This is a genomic window from Streptomyces sp. NPDC088400 (assembly GCF_044753355.1).
GTDB lineage: Bacteria > Actinomycetota > Actinomycetes > Streptomycetales > Streptomycetaceae > Streptomyces.
In genome coordinates this window covers 732,904-756,762 of record NZ_JBIVMZ010000001.1, presented here as the reverse complement: position 1 = coordinate 756,762, position 23,859 = coordinate 732,904, and the positions used below count along the sequence as shown (strand labels likewise).

General features: G+C 69.5%; 21 protein-coding genes and 2 tRNA genes. 7 read left to right on the top strand and 16 right to left on the bottom strand.

The window, feature by feature from the left end; genetic code table 11:
• Window positions 1–60 precede the first annotated feature (60 nt).
• Complete coding sequence (locus ACIQD6_RS03435) at window positions 61–477, top strand: Fur family transcriptional regulator (protein ID WP_401877497.1); 417 nt, start codon at window positions 61–63, stop codon at window positions 475–477.
• A gap of 143 nt (window positions 478–620) precedes the next feature.
• Here the strand turns inward: ACIQD6_RS03435 and ACIQD6_RS03430 are convergent.
• The 4 genes from ACIQD6_RS03430 to ACIQD6_RS03415 all read right to left on the bottom strand — a co-directional run bounded on the left by ACIQD6_RS03430 (window position 621) and on the right by ACIQD6_RS03415 (window position 6,213).
• Window positions 621–694: transfer RNA gene (locus tag ACIQD6_RS03430), tRNA-Met, on the bottom strand.
• Between the two features lie 218 nt (window positions 695–912).
• Complete coding sequence (locus tag ACIQD6_RS03425) at window positions 913–2,967, bottom strand: tetratricopeptide repeat protein (RefSeq protein ID WP_401877495.1); 2,055 nt, start codon at window positions 2,965–2,967, stop codon at window positions 913–915.
• Between the two features lie 193 nt (window positions 2,968–3,160).
• Window positions 3,161–3,234 (bottom strand) — tRNA-Met (locus tag ACIQD6_RS03420).
• Between the two features lie 42 nt (window positions 3,235–3,276).
• Complete coding sequence (locus tag ACIQD6_RS03415; RefSeq protein WP_401878101.1) at window positions 3,277–6,213, bottom strand: UPF0182 family protein; 2,937 nt, start codon at window positions 6,211–6,213, stop codon at window positions 3,277–3,279.
• A 150-nt stretch (window positions 6,214–6,363) separates the two neighbouring features.
• Here ACIQD6_RS03415 and ACIQD6_RS03410 point away from each other — a divergent pair, with 150 nt between their 5' ends.
• Complete coding sequence (locus tag ACIQD6_RS03410; protein WP_401877493.1) at window positions 6,364–6,921, top strand: PPA1309 family protein; 558 nt, start codon at window positions 6,364–6,366, stop codon at window positions 6,919–6,921.
• 56 nt (window positions 6,922–6,977) lie between these two features.
• Here ACIQD6_RS03410 and ACIQD6_RS03405 read toward each other — a convergent pair whose 3' ends face one another.
• From ACIQD6_RS03405 to ACIQD6_RS03390, 4 genes are all read right to left on the bottom strand, one after another.
• Window positions 6,978–8,066 (bottom strand): PDZ domain-containing protein, encoded by a 1,089-nt coding sequence (locus tag ACIQD6_RS03405; protein WP_401877491.1) that lies wholly within the window; start codon window positions 8,064–8,066, stop codon window positions 6,978–6,980.
• 181 nt (window positions 8,067–8,247) lie between these two features.
• A complete protein-coding gene (locus tag ACIQD6_RS03400; RefSeq protein WP_401877489.1) occupies window positions 8,248–8,418 on the bottom strand; it encodes a hypothetical protein in 171 nt (56 codons plus the stop codon).
• Window positions 8,419–8,595: 177 nt separating this feature from the next.
• Window positions 8,596–9,054 carry a molybdenum cofactor biosynthesis protein MoaE gene (locus tag ACIQD6_RS03395; RefSeq protein WP_401877487.1) on the bottom strand — a complete coding sequence of 153 codons (459 nt, stop codon included), beginning with the start codon at window positions 9,052–9,054 and terminating at the stop codon, window positions 8,596–8,598.
• A gap of 86 nt (window positions 9,055–9,140) precedes the next feature.
• Window positions 9,141–10,253, bottom strand: coding sequence for an SDR family oxidoreductase (locus ACIQD6_RS03390; RefSeq protein ID WP_401877485.1), 1,113 nt, complete (start codon window positions 10,251–10,253; stop codon window positions 9,141–9,143).
• Window positions 10,254–10,564: 311 nt separating this feature from the next.
• Here ACIQD6_RS03390 and ACIQD6_RS03385 point away from each other — a divergent pair, with 311 nt between their 5' ends.
• Complete coding sequence (locus tag ACIQD6_RS03385) at window positions 10,565–12,022, top strand: zinc-dependent metalloprotease (RefSeq protein ID WP_401877483.1); 1,458 nt, start codon at window positions 10,565–10,567, stop codon at window positions 12,020–12,022.
• Window positions 12,019–12,546, top strand: a complete 528-nt coding sequence (locus ACIQD6_RS03380) for an NUDIX hydrolase (protein ID WP_401877481.1) — start codon at window positions 12,019–12,021, stop codon at window positions 12,544–12,546. The genes ACIQD6_RS03385 and ACIQD6_RS03380 overlap by 4 nt, the downstream gene beginning before the upstream one ends.
• A 226-nt stretch (window positions 12,547–12,772) precedes the next feature.
• Here ACIQD6_RS03380 and ACIQD6_RS03375 read toward each other — a convergent pair whose 3' ends face one another.
• From ACIQD6_RS03375 to ACIQD6_RS03360, 4 genes are all read right to left on the bottom strand, one after another.
• Window positions 12,773–13,531 carry an AIM24 family protein gene (locus ACIQD6_RS03375; protein ID WP_401877480.1) on the bottom strand — a complete coding sequence of 253 codons (759 nt, stop codon included), beginning with the start codon at window positions 13,529–13,531 and terminating at the stop codon, window positions 12,773–12,775.
• Window positions 13,532–13,550: 19 nt separating this feature from the next.
• Window positions 13,551–14,231, bottom strand: coding sequence for an AIM24 family protein (locus ACIQD6_RS03370; RefSeq protein ID WP_401877478.1), 681 nt, complete (start codon window positions 14,229–14,231; stop codon window positions 13,551–13,553).
• Window positions 14,232–14,244: 13 nt separating this feature from the next.
• Entirely contained in the window at window positions 14,245–15,891 is a 1,647-nt protein-coding gene (locus ACIQD6_RS03365; RefSeq protein ID WP_401877476.1) for a TerD family protein, read from the bottom strand.
• 108 nt (window positions 15,892–15,999) lie between these two features.
• Window positions 16,000–16,623 (bottom strand): M48 family metallopeptidase, encoded by a 624-nt coding sequence (locus tag ACIQD6_RS03360; protein ID WP_401877475.1) that lies wholly within the window; start codon window positions 16,621–16,623, stop codon window positions 16,000–16,002.
• Window positions 16,624–16,847: 224 nt separating this feature from the next.
• Between ACIQD6_RS03360 and ACIQD6_RS03355 the strand changes: the two genes are divergently transcribed.
• A complete protein-coding gene (locus ACIQD6_RS03355) occupies window positions 16,848–17,993 on the top strand; it encodes a ThiF family adenylyltransferase (RefSeq protein WP_401877474.1) in 1,146 nt (381 codons plus the stop codon).
• Between the two features lie 148 nt (window positions 17,994–18,141).
• Window positions 18,142–19,536, top strand: coding sequence for an ABC1 kinase family protein (locus tag ACIQD6_RS03350; RefSeq protein ID WP_401877472.1), 1,395 nt, complete (start codon window positions 18,142–18,144; stop codon window positions 19,534–19,536).
• Between the two features lie 184 nt (window positions 19,537–19,720).
• On the opposite strand, the gene ACIQD6_RS03345 is transcribed toward ACIQD6_RS03350, so the two are convergent.
• From ACIQD6_RS03345 to ACIQD6_RS03330, 4 genes are all read right to left on the bottom strand, one after another.
• Entirely contained in the window at window positions 19,721–20,044 is a 324-nt protein-coding gene (locus ACIQD6_RS03345; RefSeq protein ID WP_401877470.1) for a hypothetical protein, read from the bottom strand.
• Window positions 20,041–20,409, bottom strand: a complete 369-nt coding sequence (locus ACIQD6_RS03340; RefSeq protein ID WP_401877469.1) for a WhiB family transcriptional regulator — start codon at window positions 20,407–20,409, stop codon at window positions 20,041–20,043. Before ACIQD6_RS03340 ends, ACIQD6_RS03345 begins: the two co-directional genes overlap by 4 nt.
• A 171-nt stretch (window positions 20,410–20,580) precedes the next feature.
• Window positions 20,581–20,934 (bottom strand): hypothetical protein, encoded by a 354-nt coding sequence (locus ACIQD6_RS03335; RefSeq protein WP_401877467.1) that lies wholly within the window; start codon window positions 20,932–20,934, stop codon window positions 20,581–20,583.
• Window positions 20,935–21,117: 183 nt separating this feature from the next.
• Window positions 21,118–23,325 carry an ATP-dependent DNA helicase UvrD2 gene (locus ACIQD6_RS03330; protein ID WP_401877465.1) on the bottom strand — a complete coding sequence of 736 codons (2,208 nt, stop codon included), beginning with the start codon at window positions 23,323–23,325 and terminating at the stop codon, window positions 21,118–21,120.
• Between the two features lie 205 nt (window positions 23,326–23,530).
• Between ACIQD6_RS03330 and ACIQD6_RS03325 the strand changes: the two genes are divergently transcribed.
• Window positions 23,531–23,779 (top strand): mycoredoxin, encoded by a 249-nt coding sequence (locus tag ACIQD6_RS03325; protein WP_401877463.1) that lies wholly within the window; start codon window positions 23,531–23,533, stop codon window positions 23,777–23,779.
• The last annotated feature ends 80 nt before the right edge of the window (window positions 23,780–23,859 follow it).

Sequence of the window (23,859 nt, the reverse complement as noted above, 5' to 3'; positions counted from 1 at the left end):
TGAACATCCAAAGTCACACTCATTCGGGACAAGGGTCCCCTCACTGCTAGGCTGGTTCGTATGAGTGACCTGTTGGAACGACTACGCGGACGCGGCTGGCGCATGACTGCCCAGCGGCGTGTCGTGGCCGAGGTCCTCGACGGGGACCACGTACACCTGACCGCCGACGAGGTGCACGCGCGCGCCGTCGCCAGGCTTCCGGAGATTTCCCGGGCGACCGTCTATAACACACTGGGCGAGATGGTCACGCTGGGTGAGGTGATCGAGGTCTCCACGGACCGCCGGGCGAAACGTTACGACCCGAACGCGCACCGCCCGCACCACCACCTGGTGTGCGCGCAGTGCGGTGCCATCCGTGATGTCCACCCCACCGGGGACCCGCTGTCGGATCTGCCCGCCGGGGAGCGCTTCGGCTTCACGATCTCCAGCGTGGAAGTGACCTACCGCGGCACCTGCCCGAACTGCGGATCCGCGTAGGCGGCGACGCCCACGTGACGAAGGAGGCCCCGGTGCATGGCACCGGGGCCTCCTTCGTCTGTTCCATCTGCCGCCCGTCTGCCGGATGACACGAAAACACCGAAGGCCCGGATCTCTTTCGAGATCCGGGCCTTCGATTTCAGTAGCGGGGACAGGATTTGAACCTGCGACCTCTGGGTTATGAGCCCAGCGAGCTACCGAGCTGCTCCACCCCGCGCCGTTGAATGGAACACTACGTGACGGTGTCGGCCAGTGCAAATCCCTTCAGGCGGCCCCGCGAGGCCGCGCGCGAGACGCACCCACCGCGGACCCGAGCGCCGACCCGCCGCGAGCCCCTCACGGGCCGCGGTGAGCTCCTGGTGGCGTCACGTGGCACGTTCCCGGTGGGTCACGCAGCGGGCTCGCGGTGGATTCGCATGAAGCGATCCCGGTGGGTCACGCGGTGAGCTCCTGGTGGAGCGCCTCACGCAGTCGCGCCGCGCGCTCGGCCACTTCGGCCGGCCCCAGCTCGACCGCGCGCGCACACCAGCACTGCCCCTCGGTCAGCTCACCCCTGCGGGCGGCGAGCAGCGCCAGCCGCAGCGCGGCCCGGCCGTGCCCGGCCTGCGCGGCCCGGGTCCACCACAGGGCGGCCTCCCGCTCGCCGCCCTCACGCGCGAGCAGCAGTCCGAGGTTGAAGGCGCCGTTACGGCTGCCCGCCTCTGCGGCCTCCCGGTACCAGCGTCCGGCGTCGGCGATGTCACCGCGCGCGGCGGCGAGCATGCCGACCCGCACCTGGGCACGGCGGTGCCCCTGCTCGGCGGCGCGCTCGTACCACTGCTCGCACTCGCTCTTCACCGCGTGCGGCTCCCCGAGCGCCGTCGGACCGGGCGGCGGCTGACGCGAGTCCAGCACCGTGGCGAGCCGGAAGGCGGCCTCGGCGCTGCCACCGCCGGCGGCGCAGCGCAGATGACGCTCGGCCGACTGCTCGTCACCGTCCCGCAGGCAGGCGATGCCCACCTGGAGGGCCGCCTCCGTGTGTCCGGCCGCCGCCGCGCGCTCGTACCACCGCAGGGCCGAGCGGTCGTCGTCGCGACCCGCGTAGAGGATGCCGAGATTGAACGCGGCGTCCACGCTGCCCGCCTCTGCGGCCTTGGAGAACCAGGGCTCGGCACCGGTCGGGTCGTCGGCCTGCAACAGCAGGACGGCGAGCGCGTTGGCGGCCTCGCGGTGACCCGCGTAGGCGGCGCGGCGGTACCACTGCTCGGCCTGGGCCGTACGGTCCTGGGCAGCGCAGAGCAGCCCCAGGTTGTACGCGCCGTTGACGTCGCCCGCGTCCATCGCGGCGCGGTACCAGCGTTCGGCGGTCTGCTGCTCGCCCCGGGCGGCATGGAGCGCGCCGAGGGCGTTGGCAGCGTTGCCATCGCCGTCCTGCGCGGCGCGCAGCCACCAGACGGCGGCGCTCTCCTCGTCACCGGCGTCGCGCAGCAGGAAGCCGAGGGCGCATGCGGCCCGCGACTCGCCCTCCTTGGCGGAGGTCAGATACCAGCGGCCGGCCTCCTTGAGCTCGCCACGCTTCTCCAGGATCGCGCCGAGATGCAGAGCGGCCCGGCGGTGGCCACGGGCGGCGGCCTGCCGGTACCACTGCGCCGCCTCGCTGATGAGCGAGGACGCGGCAGTGCCGGTGACGCCGGTGGCCGTGGCCCTGCCACCGTCCGCCGCCCTGCCCGTGCCGGTGGCCCAGCTGGTGCCGCTGGCCCAACCGGTGCCGGTGTCCGGGCCCGCGACCCGATGGCTGCCCGTACGGCTGCCGCCCGAGGTGGCCGGACCCGTACGCCCGGCGCCCGTACCGCCACCGCCCTGGGTGGCACTGCCCGTGGCAGTGCTGTAGACCGCGTCGGCGCCCGTACGAGCGCTCTCGCGGGCCCGCCGCTCCAGCGTCCGGGCAAGCCTGTACGCCGCCTCACGGTGCCCCTGCTCGGCCGCGGCGCGCAGCCAGCGCTCGGCCCCGACGTCGCTGCGGTGCTCCAGCAGATCGGCGAGGGCGTAGGCACCGAGGGCGTGCCCCTGCTCGGCGGACTGGCGCAGCCAGTACTCGGCGGCCGGTTCGTCGCCCAGCTCGCGGTAGTGGCGCCCCAGCGCGTGGGCAGCGGCAGCGGACCCGGCGACGGCGGCGATACGCCACCAGCCCGCCGCCTCGTCCACATAACCGCGCTGATGGAGGAGGACACCCAGATTGTTGGCGGCGGCGCGCTCGCCCTCGGCGGTCGCGGCGCGCAGATACGGCTCGGCGGCATCGAGATCACCACGGCGCAGCAGCAGGGCGCCGAGAACGCTCATCGACGCGGTGTCACCGGCATCGGCGGCGCGCCGGTGACGCGCCTCGTCCTCGGCGTCCGCGGAGTCGTTGGCGGTGTCGGCAGCGTCAGCAGCATCGACAGTGTCGTCTGCGTACCGCTGCACATACCGCCCTGTCTCCAACAGAGTTGCCCTATCCCCCATATTTTCCATCGTCGCACCACCTGCTACCCACGTACAGCTGGTATACCGCGCCCCCGCGACATCACTTCAGCGTTTTGTCGACATGCCCACAGAGAGACAAGTCAAACACGCTCAGGGGCAACTCTCACGACCTGAAACGCACTTGGCACCGACACACGTCAAAGGCCCGGATCTCTTTCGAGATCCGGGCCTCCAACTTCAGTAGCGGGGACAGGATTTGAACCTGCGACCTCTGGGTTATGAGCCCAGCGAGCTACCGAGCTGCTCCACCCCGCGCCGTTGTGTTTCAACCGTACCACGGCGCGGAGTGATGCCTGCTCAGCTGCTGTTGTCGCCGGCCTTGTCCCCTGCCTTGTCGCCGGCCTTGTCGCCGGATTTGTCCCCGCCGGAGGACGCGGAGTCCGCCGCGGCAGCCCGTTCCAGAGCGTCCTGGAGGTCCTTCTGGGCCTTGCCGTACGCGGTCCAGTCCTGCTTCCCCAGCGCCGTCTCGCCCGCCTCGTACGCCTTCTGGGCGTCCGAGATGGCCTGTTGGAGCGCCTGGGCCCGGTCACCGGTGGCGGGTGGCTTCGTGGTGTCACCCGGTGGTGTCGTCGACGAGTCGGAACCCTCCGCCCCGAACACCGCGTTCAGCGCCTCGGGCAGGCTGTCCTTGAAGACGGGCTTGCCTCCGTAGGAGACGGCCACCTTCTTCAGCAGTGGGTAGTTGGCGCTGCCACCGCGCGCGTACACCGGCTCGATGTACAGGAAGCCCTGGTCGAGCGGCACCGTCAGCAGGTTGCCGTACTCGATGTCCGAGTCCGTGCCTCTCAGGTTCCTGACGAACTCGGCGACTTCGGGCACACCGTTCAGCTCACTCTGTACCTGCTGGGGCCCTTGCACGGTCGACGTGACTCTCAGGACTCTGATCTTGCCGTAGTCCTTGCTGGTGGCATCGGCGTCCACGGCCATGAACGCGCCCAGGTTGGGGCGCCCGTTGGGCGTGAAGGTCGTCGTCAGCGAGAACTTCTGATCATCCTGGCCCGGCATCTTGAGGCTCAGGTAGTACGGCGGGACCGAATTGCTGTCCTTGTTGGTCGGGTCGTCCGGCACCTGCCACGCGTCACTGCCGCTGTAGAACTGCGCGGGGTTCGTGACGTGGTAGCGGGTGAGAAGCTCGCGCTGCACCTTGAACATGTCCTGCGGGTACCGCAGGTGGTCCATCAGCTCGGACTTGATGTCGCTCTTCGGCTTCACCGTGCCGGGGAAGGCCTTCATCCAGGTCTTGAGGACCGGGTCCTTCTCGTCCCACTGGTACAGGCTGACCGAGCCGTCGTAGGCGTCGACGGTGGCCTTCACCGAATTCCGGATGTAGTTGACCTGGTTCTGCTGCGCCACGACCGCGCGCTGGTTGTCGGTCAGCGAGTCGGCCGTGGTGTCACCGAGCGTCGTACGGGACGCGTACGGATAGCCGTTCGTCGTGGTGTACGCGTCGACGATCCACTTGATACGGCCGTCGACCACGGCGGGATAGGCGTCGCCGTCGATGGTCAGCCAGGGCGCGACCGCCTCGACGCGCTCCTTGGGCGTGCGGTTGTAGACAATCCGCGAACCGTCGCCGATGGCACCGGAGTAGAGCATCTGGGGCTCGCTGAAGGCCACGGCGTACGCCGCGCGGTTCAGCGGGTTCGAGAGGTTGACGCCGCTCTTGCCCTGATAGCTCGTCGTCCGCTCGCCGTTCTTCTCGTAGTCGAGCTCCTTCTGGGGGCCGCCCACGATCGAGTACTGCTCGGTCTTCTCGCCGTAGTAGATCCGCTGCTGGTACGTCGGCAGCTGCCCGGTCGTCGGCAGACCGGACTCGGTGAAGTCGGGGGCGCCGATGGTGCCCTCGTTCTCGTCCGTCACCGTGTTCGAGCCCTTGGCCGCGATCATGCCGTAGCCGTGGGTGTACGTGAAGTGATCGTTGATCCAGTTGCGCTTCGGGATACCCGTGATGTTCAGCTCGCGCAGACCGACGACCGTGTCCTGCGGCTTGCCGTCGGGGCCCTTGTACCGGTCGACGTCCAGCGTGGAGGGGAACTGGTAGTACTTCCGCTCCTGCTGAAGCTGCTGGAACGCGGGCGAGACCACGTTCGGGTCGACCAGGCGGTAACTGGCGGCGGAATCCGCCGCCTTGCGCTGCTCGGGCTTCCGGTCCGGGTCACCCTTGCCGCCGTAGTCCTGCACACTGGCGCCGTCGATGCCGTACGAGGCGCGCGTGGCATCGATGTTCTTCTTGATGTACGGCGATTCCTTGGCCTGCTCGTTCGGCTGGACCTGGAACTTCTGCACGATCGCCGGGTAGAGCCCGCCGATCAGGATCGCCGAGAGCACCATCAGGCCGAAGCCGATCACCGGCAGCTGCCAGGTGCGGCGCCAGAGCGTCGCGAAGAACAGCAGGGCGCAGATGACGGCGATGCAGAACAGGATCGTCTTCGCCGGGAGATAGGCGTTGGCGTCCACGTACCGCAGTCCGGTCCAGTTGCCCGCCGCCTTGAAGTCGCTGGACTTCACGGCCAGTCCATACCGGTCGAGCCAGTACGCCACGGCCTTCAGCGAGACGAAGACACCGAACAGCACCGAGAGATGGCCGGTGGCCGCGCCCGTCGCGCGCGCGCCCGGACTCGTGACGCGCAGCCCCCCGTACAGATAGTGGGTCAGCGCGGTGGCGATCAGCGACAGCACGACCGTCGCGAAACCGAACGCCAGCAGGAACCGGTACCAGGGCAGATCGAACGCGTAGAAGGCCACGTCCATCTTGAACTGGGGGTCCTTCTGGCCGAAGGGCACCCCGTTCATCCACATCAGCCAGGTGCGCCACTGGCCGGCGGCCGAGGCGCCGGCGATCAGCCCGACCAGGGCGGTGATCGCCAGGAGCACCCACTTCTTGAAGGGGGCGATCCCCATCCGGTACCGGTCGAGGTTCTGCTGCTCCATCGACATCGCGCTCAGCGGCGGCCGGAGCCGGTGCGCGAGCCAGATGTTCAGACCGACGGCGAGGGACATCAGCAGTCCGAAGACCGCGAACAGCCCGACCTTGGTCCAGAGAGTGGTGGTGAAAACCGATGAGTACTTCACCGAGCGGTACCAGAGCCAGTCGGTCCAGAACCCGGCGAACATGACGAACAGCATGGCCAGTACGGCCAGCACACCCAACGTCATGAGCAGGGTCCGGACCCGGCGGGACGGCCGGCCCACTCTGATCCGTGGCCCGGTCGGGCCTCCGCCGCGGTCCGGCATCTGGAAAGCCAACGTGCGCACCTCGAAGTTCGCGGTCGTGTGATTCTGCGTGTAAAAAGCGGGCCCCGCGATCGTAGGGCCCACTCATGCAACTTACTGAGGCTTTACCTAGTTCCCGCACCGGGGTCCGAAGGAGGCAGGATATTGAGCATGTCCAATGTTTCTCCCTCAGGCACACCCATGGCCGCGAGCCCGCTGACCCGCGCGGTGCTCGAAATCGACGAGTACGCGTCGGGGCTCGGCTGGGACCAGCCGGCCCGGCTCTTCGCGCTGGTCGACACCACACGGCTGCGCACCGACGAGCCGGAGCTGGCGGCCCAGCTGGGCCTCGACGACGGCGGGTCCGTCGCTCCGTTGACCCCTGTCGAACAGGACGAGATCCCGTCCGGCACCCCGCTGGACGAGTTCCTCGGCACCATCGCGTGGCCCGGGGCGGTGGCGGGCTGCGCGATGACGGTGGAGCGGCTGATGCTGCCGCCGTCCGCGGAGGCGTCCGTACCGGACGGTCTCGACGAGTCCGGGCTGGCCGAGTGGGTCGCGGCCCACCCGGAACGTCAGGAAGTGCGGATGACGGTGGCCGTGCTGCGTGACGGCGCCCGGGAGTCGGCGCTGCGGCTGCGCGAGAAGGACTCGCCCAACGAGGTCCTCACGGGCTCCGGTCTGGTCCCGGGGCTGGCCGAGGCCCTCTCGGCGACCTTCGAGGCGTAAGGGTCGTGAAGGCGTAGCGACCGGCCCTCCGCCCGGAGGGTCCGGTCTGCGGCCGGTCAGCTTGCCGAACAGCTCGGCAGGCCGGTCGTCTTCCCCGCACGGATCTTGTCCAGCGACTTCTTGGCGTCGTCGATGGTCTTCACCCTGATCAGGGTGAGGCCGTCGGGGACGTCCGAGGCCGCCGTGGCGCAGTTGTCGTCCGGCGTGAGGAAGTACCTGGCGCCCGCCTGGCGCGCGCCCACCAGCTTCATCTGGATGCCACCGATCGGGCCGACCTTGCCCGCGTCGTCGATGGTGCCCGTACCGGCGACGAACTTGCCGCCCGTCAGCGGACCGGGTGTCAGCTTGTCGACAATGCCGAGAGAGAACATCAGCCCGGCGCTCGGACCGCCCACGTCGGCCAGCTTGATGTCCACGGTGAACGGGAAGGTGTGGTCGGTCCCCGCCTGGATGCCGACGATCGCCCGGTCGCCCTTGTCGGACTTCCCCGTGGTGATCGTCGTCTTCTCGGCGCCCTCGGGCTTCCTGCCCGCCTTCTCCGCCGCCTTCGCTTCCTTGGCGGGGATGATGGTGAAGACGACGTCCTGGCCGGGCTTGTGCTTGGTGACGAGCTTCGCGACGTCCTCCGGTGCCTTGACCGGCGATCCGTCCACGGCCTCGATCACGTCTCCGGCGTGCAGCGTGCCCTCGGCGGGGCTGTCCTTGAGCACGGAGGACACGATGGTGCGCGAGGACACCGGAATGCCGAGCTCCTTCAGGGCGGCGACCTTGGCGCTCTCCTGGGACTGGCTGAACTCCTCGGCGTTCTCCTGTGTGGACTGCTCTTCCGTCTTGCCGTCCGGATACAACGTGTCGTGCGGTACGACGATGTTGTCGTGAGCGAGCCAGCCGTAGACAGCTTCCACGATATTCATGTTGTAGTCCGCGCCGGTGACCCTGACCGTGGTCATATTGAGGTTGCCGGACGTCGCATAGGTCTTGCGACCGGAGATCCGCAGCACCGGCTCGCCACCTGCGTCACCGAGCGTGTTCACCGTCGGACCGGGGCTCATCTCGGAATACGGAACTTTGATGAGCACGCCCGCGCAGAGCAGCGCGATGAGGACGAGGGTGGAAGCGAGCATCGTCGCGGTGCGGCGTGGCATGGAACGACAGTACGGGAAGGGTCTGTCAGTCCACCCCTGGGGCCGGTCCGTCCGAGGCCGGCAGGTCCTGTCCCTCGATCTTCGTCGATCAGCCTGCTGATCTTCGTGGATCAGCAGGCGAAGACCGGCCGGACAGGACCTGTTCGATCAGCCGTGCGGCTGCGAACGGTCCGCCGCCGCCTCAGGCGACGTCCGAACCGGAATGTTCTTTCTCCATCGCGTCACGGAACCGGGCATAGCCGTTGAGTTCGGCTATGTCACCGGTCGTGCGGTCTCGCGCGGCCCAACTTCCCCATATCGCCGCGCCAATCGCGGCGAAAAGCGGAATCAGCAGCCAAGCAAGTGCGGCCATACCGACCTCCGGACCTCAATGAGCGCCTGCAACTGACCGATCAGCAGATTAACCATCTGCTGAACCAACGCTGCTGGCAGGGGGGCGGTTACGCAAATCGGGCCGTATGGGTACTGACCGGGTTTCAGCCAGATCTTCGCAAAGGCACTGCGCCCCCACCCACAGCTCCGGAGGGCTCTACGCCCCCACCCACTCTTCTGTCCCGTCGGAGAACTTCTGATGTTTCCAGATCGGGACCTCGTGCTTGAGGTCGTCGATCAGTTTCCGGCAGGCCTCGAACGCCTCCGCCCGGTGCGGGCAGGAGACCGCGACGACGACCGCCAGATCACCGACCGCCAGATCACCCACACGGTGGACGGCGGCCAGCGCCCGCACCGGATGTCCGGCGACCACCTTCTCCGCGACCCGCCGCAGCTCGGCCTCCGCCGACGGGTGGCACGAGTAGCCGAGTGCCTCGACGTCAGCGCCCCCGTCGTGGTTACGCACCGTGCCGACGAAGAGAGCCGTGCCACCCGCGGCGTCGTCCCCGACCGCGCGGAAGACCTCGTCGACGGTGATCGGGGTGTCGCGGATCGCCAGCAGCCGGATCGGATCCTGTGCCGACTGCTCGCCCGGGTGGGAATACGTGCTCGCCATACCGCCCATCGTGCCGTACGGCACCGACATCACAGAACGGCGCTCGCCCCCTCTGGGGGGCGTACCGACTCGGGACCCTGCGCCTCCTACAGACGACGCCGCGCCTTACGCGCCCGCCGCACCAGCGCCGCCGTACCGAGCAGTGCCACGGTCGCGCCCGCCGCGCCCGCCGCGGTGGCGTCCTTACGGCCGAGGCGGCGGCCCGCGACCGTGTGGCGGCCCTCCACCTCCTCCAGCAGCGCCGCGAGCACCTCCTCGTTCGTCCACCGGGGCCGCCAGCCGGCGTCGTGCAGCCTGCTGACGCTCACCACCCAGGGATGCATGGTGTACGCGAGATCCCCGGCCGGCGAGGGAGTCAGACCGATCCGGTGCAGCCGGGCCGCGGCCCCCAGAGCGACCGCGGAGGGCAGTTCCATCCGGCGGATTCCGCTCAGCTCCTCGACCTCCTCCTGCTCCAGCCAGCCGTCGCAGCCGACCACGAACTCTCCGTCGGCCTTTTCGAGCGCGGCGTACTCCAGCGCGCTGACCAGGTCCTCGACATGGCAGAACTGCCAGGTGGGGCGGGATCCCGCGACGACGAGCAGCCGGGGCGACTCGAAGTAGCGGGTGAGGGCCGTGTCCGTACCGCCGACCAGGACGGCGGGCCGTACGACCGTCACATTGAGGCCGGGGTGGGCGCGGGGCGCCCGGCGGCCGAGGCGCTCGATCTCCAGCAGATCGCCGACGCCGGTGGCCTCGGCGGTCGCCCGCAGCTCGGCGTCCTCGGAAAGAGGGATGTCGTTGTCGGGCAACGCGCCGTAGACCATGGCCGACGTGCACAGCACGACGCGGTGGACCCCAGCGGCGGCTGCCGCCGTGAGCACGGTCTGGGTGCCGCGCACGTTGTAGGCGGTACGGGCGGCGGCGTCGCTCTCCAGGTCGAGATCGAGCGCGAGATGGACCACGACATCGGCGCCGCGCAGCTTCTCCGCGATGGCCGGGTCACGGACGTCGAGGATGTGCCACTGCGCCTCGGAGACCTCCCCTCGGCGCTCGTCGATGGCGATGACCTGCTTGATCTCCTCGGACGCCGCCAGGCGCCGGGTGAGCAGGTCACCGACGCCGGAAGCGGCGCCGGTGACCGCGACGACGGGGCCGCGGGACGGGGTCGTGGTTGAGCGGTTTCGCGCTGCGCGAACCTTCGGATCTCGGGAACTCACCGGGCGTCTCCAGCGGTTGTCTTCAATACGTACGTGAATGACGCGTACGTACCAGGTGACGTCCATCCTGCCGCAGGCCATCGTCCGACGGAGCACCGAGCCCGGAAGCCGCCCGGGTGTCGGAGCCGTAGCCGACCGGCGGAGGCGGGAGAGGGCGCGGACCGAAGGCGGCGCGGAGTCCGGCCGGACGGGCTCGCCAGACCGGCGGCCCGCGACGCCACCCCGGCCGCCCGCCGCCGCTTAGGCTGGGTGGTGTAGTCGGGCAGCAGCCGCCGGCAGGAAGCCGGCGGCCCTACGAGCCGAGGAACCCCGTGAGTGACACCCCATTCGGATTCGGCCTTCCGCCGGAGGAGCCGGAGGACGGCGACGGCAAGAAGAAGGACCCTGCCGGAGGTGGTCAGGGTGCCGGTGGCCAAGGCGGTCCCGGCAATCCCTTCGCAGGATTCGGGCTGCCGGGCGGCGCGGGCGGTGCGGACAATCCGTTCGCCGCGATGTTCGGCTCGCTGAACCCCAACGATCTGGGCGCCGCCTTCCAGCAGCTCGGGCAGATGCTCAGCTACGAGGGCGGTCCCGTGAACTGGGACATGGCCAAGCAGATCGCCCGGCAGACCGTCTCGCAGGGCACGCCCGACGGCACGAAGGACGCGAGCGTCGGGCCCGCCGAGCGTGCCTCGGTCGACGAGGCGATCCGGCTGGCCGATCTCTGGCTGGACGGCGTGACCTCACTGCCTTCCGGCGCGAACACGGCGGTGGCGTGGAGCCGCGCCGAGTGGGTCGAGGCGACACTGCCGGCGTGGCAGCAGCTCGTCGACCCGGTCGCGGAGCGGGTCGGTACGGCCATGAGCGAAGTGCTGCCCGAAGAGATGCAGTCCGTAGCGGGTCCGCTGATCGGCATGATGCGCTCCATGGGCGGCGCCATGTTCGGCCAGCAGATCGGGCAGGCCGTGGGGGTGCTGGCGGGCGAGGTGGTCGGCTCGACGGACATCGGGCTGCCGCTGGGCCCGGCCGGCAAGGCCGCGCTGCTGCCGCTGAACGTCGAGGCGTTCAGCAAGGACCTCGGGGTGCCCAAGGACGAGATCCGGCTCTATCTGGCCCTGCGCGAGGCCGCTCATCAGCGGCTCTTCGCCCATGTGCCGTGGCTGCGGTCGCACATGTTCGGGGCGGTCGAGGGCTACGCCCGCGGCATCAAGGTCGACACCAGCAAGCTGGAGGACGTGGTCGGCCAGTTCGACCCCACACACCCCGAGGAGCTTCAGGACGCGCTCCAGCAGGGCATGTTCCAGCCGGAGGACACGCCCGAGCAGAAGACCGCGCTGGCCCGTCTCGAAACGGCACTCGCGCTGGTCGAGGGCTGGGTGGACGCGGTGGTGCACGAAGCCGCGAAGAGCAGGCTCACGGGGGCGGACGCGTTGCGCGAGACGCTGCGCAGGCGCCGGGCGTCCGGCGGCCCCGCCGAGCAGACCTTCGCCACGCTCATCGGGCTCCAGCTGCGGCCACGCCGGCTGCGGGACGCATCCCGGCTGTGGGCCTCGCTCACGGACGCGCGGGGTGTCGACGGGCGCGACGGTCTGTGGGAGCACCCGGACATGCTGCCGACGGCTTCCGACCTCGATGACCCGGACGGCTTCGTCCACCACGAGCAGCCGGACTTCTCCGAGCTGGACAAGATGCTCGGCGAGGCGGCGGACGGCAGCAAGCCGAATCTCCGGAAGGACGACACCGGTGGCCAGGACACCGGCAAGGACGACAAGGACGACACCGACAAGTGAGCCTGCACGACGACGCCGTCCTCGTACTGAAGAGGTACGAGGACCAGCCGGAGCTGCGCGGGCTCTACCTGGACCATCTGGCGGCCCACCCGGACGGAATGTGGAAGGCCTGCGAGGCCGGGCATCTGACGGCGAGCGCGCTGGTGATCGATCCGGAGCGGGGCCGCGTCCTGCTGACCCTCCACAAGAAGCTCGGCATGTGGCTCCAGATGGGCGGCCACTGCGAGCCCGGTGACCCGTCACTGGAGCGCGCGGCGCTGCGGGAGGCCACGGAGGAGTCCGGCATCCCGGGGCTGACGCTGCTACCCGTCGGTCCCGTCCAACTGGACCGTCACGCCATTCCGGCGCCCTGCCACTGGCATCTCGATGTCCAGTACGCGGCGCTGGCGCCGACCGAAGCGGTCGAGGAGATCAGCGAGGAGTCGCTGGACCTGCGCTGGTTCTCCTACGACGAGGCCGCGGAGGTGGCCGACAGCTCGGTCGCGAGCCTGGTGCGGCGTACGCGCGCCGCGCTGGGCAGCTAGGGCCTCTCGTTTGGATCTTGCCGGGCTCGCGTGCCCTGGCACCGCGCCTCGCCGCGTTGTCGTCACTCCACGACGCTCCGCGTCGCCTCACTCCTCCGCCTTGCGATCCACGGCACCAGACCCCGCTCCCTGATCCGGCCTGATCCAAACGAAAGACCCTAGGGCGTGTTGCGAAGACCAGCCGAGCAGGGGCGCCCTCCGTGGAGAGCGCCCCTTCAGCTCGGGGTCACCTGCTCCAGGCGTTGCCCTGGTTCTGGCCGTGGGCTCCGTGCTGACCGGCGCCGAACTGCGCGGCCAGCCCCTGCCCGATCTCCGCGTTCTGCGGCGGCATGACCTCGCTGGGCTGTACGAGCGCGAAACCCTGCCCGAGGAAGCTGAGTTCCCAGCCCTCGCCGGTGTTGCCGCGCCGGCGCCGCACCCCCGAGGAGTGTGTCTGCGCCTGCATCTGCACCCGCAGCGCGGAGGACCACGCGACGACGGCGTCGGAGTCGGCGTTGACGTACTTGTCCGGCGTGACCTGCATCATCAGCGGCTGGCCCGAGGTCATCAGCGCGACCTTGCCCCGGCCGGAGATGTTCAGCTGGTACTTGCCGGAGCCGGAGATGCCGTACTGGCTGTCGACCGCGATGACGTCGGTGTGCAGCGTGGAGTCGAGCGCGAGGACATACGCGCTGTCCACCGTCATACCGTCGTGGTCGACCTCGATGACATGGATGTACTGGGCGAGATTGGCGAGATAGACCGTGCCCTGCCCGTGGCAGCGCATGAGGTCCAGCCCCTCGCCGGTGTTCGCGCGGGCGCGCCGCTGGTTGTTCGACCGGTACTCACCGTCGAAGTCGATCAGCCCCTGGTAGGCGACCATCGCGCCCTTGCGGGCGAGGAGATCGTCGTGGCCGGTGAGCGAGACCCGCAGCAGCTGCGGGTTCTGGACAACGTACCGGTCCTGGGACTGCTGTTCCGTATGGGCGAAAAGTGGACTCTGCATGATGTGTTCCCGCTCCCCCTCAGCCCCGGACCCGCAGGCGGTCGGTGCTGTCCTCGCTGGGCTGTACGACGACGATGCCCTGGCCCGAGAAGGCCATCTGATACGCCTCACCGCTGCCCCGCCCGATCAGCGCGGAGGCCTTGAAGCTGCGCTTGCCCTTCACCTTGAGCGACGGTGACCAGGCGACGAGCGCGTCGGGGTCGACGTAGGTCTCGTCCTCGCCGCGTCCGCAGTCGACCACGATCGGTGTACCGCGCGAGGTCAGGGCGACCCAGCCCGTCCCTGCGATCTGTACGTTCCACAGCCCCTGACCGGTGAACTTGGCCAGGCCCTTCACACGCTCGACGCCCATCTGGAGGTGCGCGTCGAAGGCCAGCAGGTTGGTGCCGTTGACGGAGATCGCGTCGTCGTTGAGGTTGATGACGACCACATCCGCGCCGTAGTCGGCGAGGTAGAGCAGTCCGTCACCGGCGCACTTCATGAGAGGCATGCCCTCACCGGTCGCCCATTGGGAGGCGACCTGGCGCAGGGCGGGCGGATTCGGTTCGTACTGGATGAAGCCCTCGTAGGAGACCATCGAGCCGGTGCGTGCGAACAGGTCCTGGCCGGAGGCCATGGCGACCTTGAGCATCGAGCGGCCGTGGTTCTCCATCCGGGCCGTGACGGGGGTGGGGGCGAAGCCCGCGAGCTGCTGGTTCATTGTCCGGGCTCCCTCAGACCTCGTACGGCTGGACGACGATGAAGTTCCCGGGGGCTCCCCGGAACTGGAGGTTCACGGTCTCTCCGCTGTGGCCGGGATACGCGTTACGGCGCAGGCTGACCTGGCTGGAGATGATCACCTGGGACGCGGCCGACCAGGCGACGACGGCATTGCAGTCGGCGAAGGTCGTGGGCGTGACGGGCAGGACCACCGGAGTGCCGTGTGTCTTGACGACGACGGTTCCCGTGCCGTGGAACTGCATGGTGAACAGGGCGCCGCCGGGGATGCCGTGGCCCTCGATACGGCGGACCTCGTACTGGAGAGTCTCGTCGAAGGCGAGGACGTTCTCGGCGGAGACGCAGATGCCGTCACCCTGGAGTTCGACGGGATGCAGATGTGCCCCTTCCTCGGCGAGGAACACCTGGCCACGGCCGGTGCAGCGCATCAGCTGCATCTCCTGGCCGGTGGCATTACCGACGACACGGCCGGCGAAACCGGCTCCCTTGTAGCCGAAGTCGACCTTGCCCTGGTACATCACCATGCTGCCCTGGCGGGCGAGGACGGGTGTGCCATCCGCACCGAGGTCCACCCGCACCAACTGGCCGTTCTGCGCGGTCCAGCGCTGGCCCGTGGGCAGTTCCTTGTACGGCTGAAGGGCTGCCTGGAGACCGCCGCCGCCCTGGGGAACACCTTGCGGCACGCCGTGCGTGGCGCCCTGGGGCGGACCGGGCGGCTGCTGTCCGTACGGAGCCGGGACGGGCTGACCGTACGGGAACGGCGCGGCGGGCGGCGTGGACTGTCCGGGAACCTGGCCCGGGAACTGGCCGGGAGCCTGGCCGAACTGGGGCGGCTGGGGCGGCTGCCCGTACGGGGACGGTGGTGGCGGCGGCGGAGTGGCACCGCCCGGCGGGGCCATCGGCGCCTCGATAGTCGGCGCGGCATGCACCGGCTGCGGAGCCTGAGGTGCTTGTGGTGCCTGAGGTGCTTGTGACACCTGCGGCGCCTGTGGAGCTTGAGGTACCTGTGGGGGCGCCGGTGCACCGAAGGCCGGTGCGGGAGCGGCGGTCTGCGTGGGCGGGGCGAAGGCCGGGACCTGGCCCCCGACCTGCGGCTGCGGCGGGGCCGGCTCCTCCTCGGCGACCTCGCCGCCGAAGTTCCTGAGCAGCGCGTCGAGTCCACCGTCGAAGCCCTGACCGACAGCGGCGAACCGCCATACGTCCTTCAGGTAGAAGTCGCCGAGCATCACGGCACGCTCGGTGGTGAACTCCGAGCCGGTGAAGGCGTATCTGACGACTTCCTCGCCGCCCGCGACGATACGGATGTATCCGGGGCCGACCTGGGACATCTGACCGGCACCGTCGATGGTGGCGGTGAACGAGAGTTTGTGGATATTCGCCGGTATACGGTCCAGGGTCACCCTGAAGGACTCGGTGTCCCCCGCCTGGGCTCCCAGCAACTGGACCGATTCCTCAGGCGACTTCGGCTGATTGAAGAAGATGAAATAGCGGTCGTCCGAGAGCTGCTCATTGGCGTCGAGGCCGAAACAGCTGATGTCGAAGGTCAGCCCGGGAGCCGCGATCTGCACGCCTACGTACAGATCCGTCCCTGGCGTGAGATCACTGATCTTGGCCTTGTGGCCGCGCTGGAATTCCCTGGCCATACGTAACGACCGTCCCCCATCCCGATGGTGAATACGTCGCGCCAGGCTAACGGCTGGGTCGGACATCGGACCAAGCCGGTACACACTCGGTACAGGATCAGCGAATCGTCACTCTTCGCCCACGGCCGGCAACTGCGGCAAGCGGTCGGCGGCGACGACGCCTTCGAGATAACCACGGGCCCGCTCGGTACGGGGATACGCCTCCAGCAGCCGCCAGAACCGCGGACCGTGGCCCGGCACCAGCAGATGGGCCAGCTCGTGGACGAGTACGTAGTCGACGACGTACTCCGGCATACCCTGGAGCCGGTGCGAGAGCCTGATGCTGCCCTCCGCCGGGGTGCAGGAGCCCCAGCGGGTGTTCTGGTTGGTCACCCACCGGACGGAGGCGGGCCGGGGCCTGCCTCCGAAATACTGGGCGGAGAGACGCTCGGCCCGCTCGGTCAGGTCGCTGTCGCCGAGGAGGCGCTTGGACTCCTGCGCGGCGAGTTTGTCGAGCATCACCGACACCCAGCGCTGTTCCTCCGCCTCCGACATCCGGGCGGGGATGAGCACGATGGTCCGGTCGCCCTCGCGGTAGGCCGAGACCGTTCTGCTGCGGCGGGCGCTGCGGCGAACCTCGACAGCGCTCGTCGCCGAGGCGCGGGGCGGACGGTCTGTCACGCCACTCGATTCACCTTCGGCGCTGCGCGATGAGGTCTCCCCTGCCAGGCGAGGAGAAGGATCGGCGGACACGCCCCGACGTTACCCGCTGCGTGTGGGGGAAGTCCCGCCTCCGGGATGGTTCGATCTTGATCCACTCTCCGGCATGCACCATTTGAACGACTAATACCCGCAGCTGTGGATAACTTTCCACACCATCTGCCACTTCCCTGCATTCTGAGAACTCGGGATCGCGGAGATCGCGAAGATCACGGAGATCACGGAGATCGGCGAGCGAGAAAACGGGGGAGGGCGATATGCGTCCGATGATGAAGCCGGCACTGCGGCGCGCCTGGCGGGAGCGGCAGACGGTGCAGTTCGGGGTGACCCCCGCGCACGCGGTCCGGGTCGGCCCGGTCGATACGGCCACGGGCAGTTTCATGGAGTTGCTCGACGGGACGCGGGGGCTGCCTCTGCTGCGGGAGGAGGCCCGCGCGATGGGGTTGCCGGACGGCCTGGCCGACTCGCTGGTGGCGCGGTTGGCCGCGGCGGGGCTGATCGACGCACCGGGCGCGGGCGGCCGGGCGGCCGAGGCATTCAGGAAACGGACGAAGGATGTCGACCGGTTGCGGCCCGATCTCGCCTCGCTCTCCGTCATTCACCGGGAGCCGGGGGCGGGGATGAGGCGACTGGCGGCGCGACGGGAGATGCGGGTCCAGGTCCGGGGTGCCGGCCGGGTCGGGTCGGCCGTCGCCGCGGTGCTCTCGGCGTCCGGGGTGGGGCAGGTCGATGTGCTGGACGGCGGGTGCGCGCAGGCCTGGGACGTGACACCCGCCGGGCTGCCCGCGGAGTCCGTCGGCGAGCGGCGGGACGCGGCGGCCCGACAGCTGGTCCGGCGGTCCGCCCCGGGGCGTGGGCCGAGGGCGGAGGACACCGGGTCGCGCGGCGACGGTGAGCCGGGCCTCTCCCTGGTGATCCTCGCTCCCCGCGACGGACTCGCCGCCTATGTACCCGATCCGGCCGCGGCCCAGCCCTGGGTCGTCACGGGCACTCCTCATCTCTATACGGGAGTGATCGAGGCCACGGGGCTGGTCGGACCTCTGGTGCTGCCCGGTGGCACGGCCTGTGCGGGTTGTATCGCGCGAGCGCGGGCGGACCGGGATCCGACCTGGCCACGCATGCTGGCGCAGTGGCTTTCCGGGCGCGGGACATCGTCCGTACCGGCGTGCGATCTGGGGCTGGCCACCACGGTGGCCGGGCTGGCGGCGGCCCATGCTCTGTCGTTCCTGGACGGGGAGCTGCCCGCCAGTACGGGTGCACGATGGGAGGCGTCATTGCCGTTGCTGGACTGGCGCTCGGAGCGGATCGAGCCCCATCCGGGCTGCCCGTGCGGGGCGGCCGGAAGCAGAGAGGGGGAGCGCATCACGGAAGGAGATGCGCCGCACGACACAATGGCGGGGTAACCGCCGTACGCGGCATGGCTGTCTGGGATGAAGAGGTCCTCGTTGCAGGGGCGGACGATCGGCTCGGGGCGTCTGGTGCGAGGTGCGGCCCGGCGCGGCATCGCGAGCCGGGCGCCCATTCCGCGAGGAACCCTAAAGGAGGGGCACAATGTCTGATCTTCCCCGGAAGGCGGTCACCCGCACCGCGAAGCTGGCCACGTTGCCACTGGGCTTCGCGGGGCGGGCCACCTGGGGCCTTGGCAAACGTATCGGCGGGAGATCCGCGGAGATCGTCTCCCGGGAATTGCAACAACGCACGGCCGAACAGCTCTTCAAGGTGCTCGGGGAGCTCAAGGGCGGCGCCATGAAGTTCGGGCAGGCGCTGTCCGTCTTCGAATCCGCGTTGCCGGAGGAGGTCGCCGGGCCCTACCGGGCAGCGCTCACCAAGCTTCAGGAAGCGGCGCCGCCGATGCCGACCCGCACGGTTCACGCGGTGCTGGCGGAGCGGTTGGGCGAGGAGTGGCGCGAGCTGTTCTCGGAGTTCGAGGACAAGCCGGCGGCCGCCGCCTCGATCGGCCAGGTGCACCGAGGGGTGTGGCACGACGGGCGCGAGGTCGCGGTCAAGGTGCAATATCCGGGAGCCGGCGAGGCGCTGCTGTCCGATCTGACGCAGCTGAGCCGGTTCGCCAGGCTGTTGGGGCCGCTGATCCCGGGGATGGACATCAAGCCGCTGATCACCGAGTTGCGCGACCGGGTGTCCGAGGAGCTGGACTACGGCCTGGAGGCCGAGGCACAGCGGGCCCACGCGGTGGAGTTCGCGGACGATCCGGATGTGATGGTGCCGGACGTCGTGCATCAGGGCGAGCAGGTGCTGGTGACCGAGTGGATGGACGGCATGCCGCTGGCGGAGGTGATCTCCGGCGGGACGCCCGAGCAGCGGGACCGGGCGGGGCAGTTGCTGGCCCGGTTCCTGTTCTCGGGTCCGGCGCGCACCGGTCTGCTGCACGCGGATCCGCATCCGGGGAACTTCCGGCTGCTGCCGCCCCTGGACGAAGGGGAGAACGGCCCGGAAGGCGAATTCCGGCTGGGTGTACTGGACTTCGGCACGGTGGACCGACTGCCGGGTGGTGGACTGCCCGACACCATCGGTGAGGCACTGCGGATGACGCTGGAGGGCAACGCCGAGGCGGTGTACGACCGGCTGCGGGGCGAGGGATTCGTCAAGGATTCCATCGATCTCGACCCGGACGCGGTGCAGGACTATCTGCTGCCGATCATCGAGCCTGCGGCGGTCGAGGAGTTCACCTTCACCCGCGGCTGGATGCGTGACCAGGCGGCCCGGATCGCCGATCCGCGCTCCCCCGCCCACCAGTTGGGCAGGCAGCTGAATCTGCCGCCGGCGTATCTGCTGATACACCGCGTCACGCTGAGCACGATCGGTGTGCTCTGCCAGCTGAGTGCGACGGTACGACTCCGGGACGAGTTGGAGGCCTGGCTGCCCGGGTTTCTGGAGGAGCCGGCAGATGAGCCCGACGACGAGACGGGAGCCGAGCCGGACGCTTGAGGAGAGCGCGGCACGGGGTCCGGCGCGGCGAGCCGCCGAGCAAGGGCACAGGCGCGCCGGGCAGGGGCACAGGCGCAGCCCCAGGCACAGCCTCAGAGAAGCGCGCTGCGGGGGCCGGTCCTTCCGGACCGGCCCCCGCGGAGTGGAACTCGCCGACCGTTCGGCCGACTTCCTTGCTCACCTGCTACTGCATGACGGCCATGGCCAGCGCGCGGCGGGCACGCAGCGACACGCGCTCGGCACGGCGCTGCATCCGCCGGGCGGCGACCAGGCGCGAGGCCCGGCGTTCCGTTTCGGCTTGGCGCATTCGTTCATCCATATGCGCGCGAGCCAGGGCTTCTGGGATGAGTTGCATCTCGCGGGTCCTGTTCTGACGCGTGTCGTTCGCGCCCGTGGTGGTGACGGCTGGGGTGGCGGAGCCGGACGGCTCGCTCGTGGAAGAGGTCATCGGAGCCTGCTTCTGGGGATCGTGCGTAAAGGGACTGTCGATGGTTCCGGACGCGTTCATGCCGCGACCGGGTTCTTGCGCGGACGGCCACGCGGCCGCTTGCGGGCCACGACCACACCCTGGACGAAGAGTTCGCCGCCCCAGACGCCCCACGGCTCACGGCGGTCTTTGGCACCGGCGAGGCAGGCCTCGACCAACGGGCAGCTACGACAGAGGGACTTCGCGTACTCGACGTCGGCCGGGGACTCGGCGAAGAAGACCTCCGGGTCGTAGGCACGGCACGGAACGGGTACGCCGAGGTTCTCGATGGCGTCGTCGAGCGCGGTGAGCGCGGTCAGCGGGGTCAAGGTGGAGTCCTCCGTGGAACTGGGCGGGTCGATCGCTTCGGAAGGCGGTACGGACGGGGCGTGCGCTTCGAGTTGCACGGGGTGTCGTTCCTCGTCTGGTCGGTCCGGCCTGTTGGCCGGGTGTCGGCTGGTACCGGGTGTTCATGTCCCGAGGCCCCTTCGCTCCGTCTCTCCCGTTCGGGACAAACAGAAGGGCCGCGGATCCCGGGTGGGGTTCCGCGGCCCTGAAGGCGCCGGCCTGATTCTCGATCAGGCTGGATCGCTCCAGGGTTCGAGCCCACGGAAGGCCCACATCGTGTGATGCTGCGTCTGCGTCTTGGTTCCGGCACCGGTCGCCGCGAAGGCATAGGCCTTGGCCTCTGCCGCCGCTACTCCCGCTTCCAGTGCCTTGGTCGGTCGCTCGTCGCACTCCGGGACAGCGCGCTCTCGGACGGGCAGACCCGACAGAGACAGACCCGACAGAATGACGGGGCGCACGGGGAGGGCGGCGGACAGACCACTGGCATTCAGTTCGGAACCGGAGGAGCCGAGCATGCATGCGGAGACGACCGAGCGATCGGTCATTTTGACGGTGCTGACGAAGCTGCTGTTGATGCTGATCACTGGAATCGCCTCCTCTCGGCGTCTCGAGGACCGGCCCGAAGGCCAGTCACATGTGTATGGACATGTACTGCTTGTGCTAAGTAGAGCACGGAAACCGGGCTTCGGAGAAGCCGTTGTTTCCGTTGTTAAGAACCTATGGGGATTCCCGGGGCGGGCGCAAACTATTTTTTCGACGAGTTTGCATCAGCTGTCCTCGTCGTCTACCGCAAGCTCCTCACCAGCACAGATGGCCAGCACATCGGCTCCGAACCGGTCCAGCTTGCGGCGGCCGACTCCGGAGATCCCGGCCAGCTCGCCCGCGCTGCCCGGTACGGCCTCCGCGATCGCCATCAGCGTCTTGTCGGTGAACACGCAGTACGTGGGCTGGCTCAGCTGCTGGGCCTGCTCGGCGCGCCAGTCACGCAGCCGCTCGTACAGCGCCTCATCCATGTCGGAGGGGCAGTCCTCGCAGCGCATGAGCTTCATCTCACCGGCGTCGGTGAGCGTCCTGCCGCACACCCGGCAGCGCGCCGGGCCCCGCTGCTTGCGCCGGATCGTGCTGCCGCGCTCGACGGAGCTCCCCGCGCCCGTCGCCGTGCTCCGGGCGCCGGGGGCCGTGGAGCCGGGACGCAGCCCGTTCAGGAAGCGGGTGGGACGCCGGGAGGCCCGGCCGCCGGGCGAGCGGGAGAGCGCCCAGGAGAGGGAGAGGTGCAGCCGCGCGCGGGTGACTCCCACGTAGAGCAGCCTGCGCTCCTCCTCGACCTGCTCATCGGTCTTGGCGTAGGTGATCGGCATCATGCCCTCGGTGAGCCCGACGAGGAACACCGCGTCCCACTCCAGGCCCTTCGCCGCGTGGAGCGAGGCGAGCGTGACGCCCTGCACGGTGGGCGCGTGCTGCGCGGCCGCGCGCTCGTCCAGCTCCGCCACCAGATCGGCCAGCGTCGCCGTCGGCTTGGCCCGTACGAAGTCCTCGGCGAGACGGACCAGGGCGGCCAGAGACTCCCAGCGGTCCCGGACCGCGCCCGATCCGGTCGGGGGTTCGGTGGTCCATCCCTTGGTGGAGAGCACCGCCCGCACCTGCGAGGGCAGTTCGACGACATCGTCCAGCAGAGAGTCGTTGCCCCCGAACCTGGCCGCTCCGCGCAGCGCGGCGCCCGCTTCCCGTACCTCCTGGCGTTCGAAGAACCGCTCGGCGCCGCGCAGCTGATACGGGACTCCCGCGTCGGCGAGGGCCTGTTCGTAGACCTCCGACTGGGCGTTGATGCGGTAGAGGACGGCGATCTCACCGGCCGGAACGCCCGCGGCGATCAGATCGCGGATCCGGCGAGCGGTGCCCTCGGCCTCGGTGGGCTCGTCCCCGTACTCCATGCAGACCGGCTCGGGGCCCGGATCGCGCTGCGAGATCAGCTCCAGGCGGTGCTCGGCGGCCCGGCCGCTCGCCTGGTTCAGCAGGCCGTTGGCCAGATGGACCACCTGGGGGGTGGAGCGGTAGTCACGGATCAGCTTCACCACCGTGGCGTTGGGATGCCGGGCGCGGAAGTTCAGCAGGTGGTCGGGGGTGGCTCCGGTGAAGGAGTAGATGGTCTGGCTGGCGTCGCCGACGACGCAGAGGCTTTCCCTGTCCCCCAGCCAGAGATCGAGCAGCCGCTGCTGGAGCGGGCTGACGTCCTGATACTCGTCCACCACGAAGTGCTGGTACTGACGGCGGATCTGGTCGGCGATGTCGTGCCGGTCCTGGAGGATGCCGACCGTGAGCAGCAGGACGTCCTCGAAGTCGATCACCGAGCGCTCGCGCTTCAGCTGCTCGTACATCCCGTAGATCTGGCCGATCTCCGCCGGGTCGCGCGGGGCGTCGCGGTGGGACTTGGCGACGGCGGCCGGATAGTCGGCCGGCACGGTCTGGGTGACCTTCGACCACTCGATCTCGCTGGTGACGTCCCGCAGTTCATTGCGGTCGAGCCGGATCCGGCAGCGGGCCGCGGCCTCGGCGACCAGCTGGACCTTGCGGTCCAGCAGCCTCGGCAGCTCACCGCCGACCGCCTTGGGCCAGAAGAACTGGAGCTGGCGGAGCGCCGCCGCGTGGAACGTACGCGCCTGAACTCCCCCCGCGCCGAGCTGCCGCAGCCGCCCGCGCATCTCGCCCGCGGCGCGGTTGGTGAAGGTGACGGCGAGCACTCCGGCGGGTGGGAGTATCCCGGCGCGCACCCCGTAGGCGATCCGGTGGGTGATGGCGCGGGTCTTGCCCGTGCCGGCTCCCGCCAGCACGCACACCGGCCCGTGCAGGGCCGTCGCGACCTCGCGCTGCTCGGGGTCGAGCCCGTCGAGCACCGCGTCGGCGTCGCGCGGCGGAGCCACGATCTGGCTGCCTTCGGATTCCCGCGAGAACAGTGGGGAGTGCGTTGCTGCTGTCACCCCGCCATGCTGCCAGGTCCCCCGGGACGGCTGCGGTGGTTGTCCACAGGGGAGCCTCATTGGTCATACGAATACGGTGCTTCGGCGCGGGCACCGCCCGGCGGGGCCTGGGACCCGGCGGGAATGGTGACCGGGTCACGTACGTTCGAGAGAATGCGGCGACGCTTCAGGCGACGCATTCGGTCAGACAAAGGAGCGCGAGAAGATGCCGGGCACTGTGACGATGTACAGCACCACGTGGTGCGGATACTGCCGTCGGCTGAAGGGCCAGATGGACCGCGAGGGCATCGGGTACACGGAGATCAACATCGAGCACGACCCGGAGTCGGCGGCCTTCGTCGAAAAGGCGAACGGCGGCAACCAGACGGTGCCGACCGTGCTGTTCGAGGACGGCTCGACGCTGACGAATCCCTCGCTGGCCCAGGTCAAGCAGAAGGTCGGCGTGGGCGCCTGAGGGCGCGGACCGCACCTGCCGCGAGTGACGCGAGCCCCCGCCCGGCAAAGCTCGGCGGGGGCTCTGTCATACGTCTCACG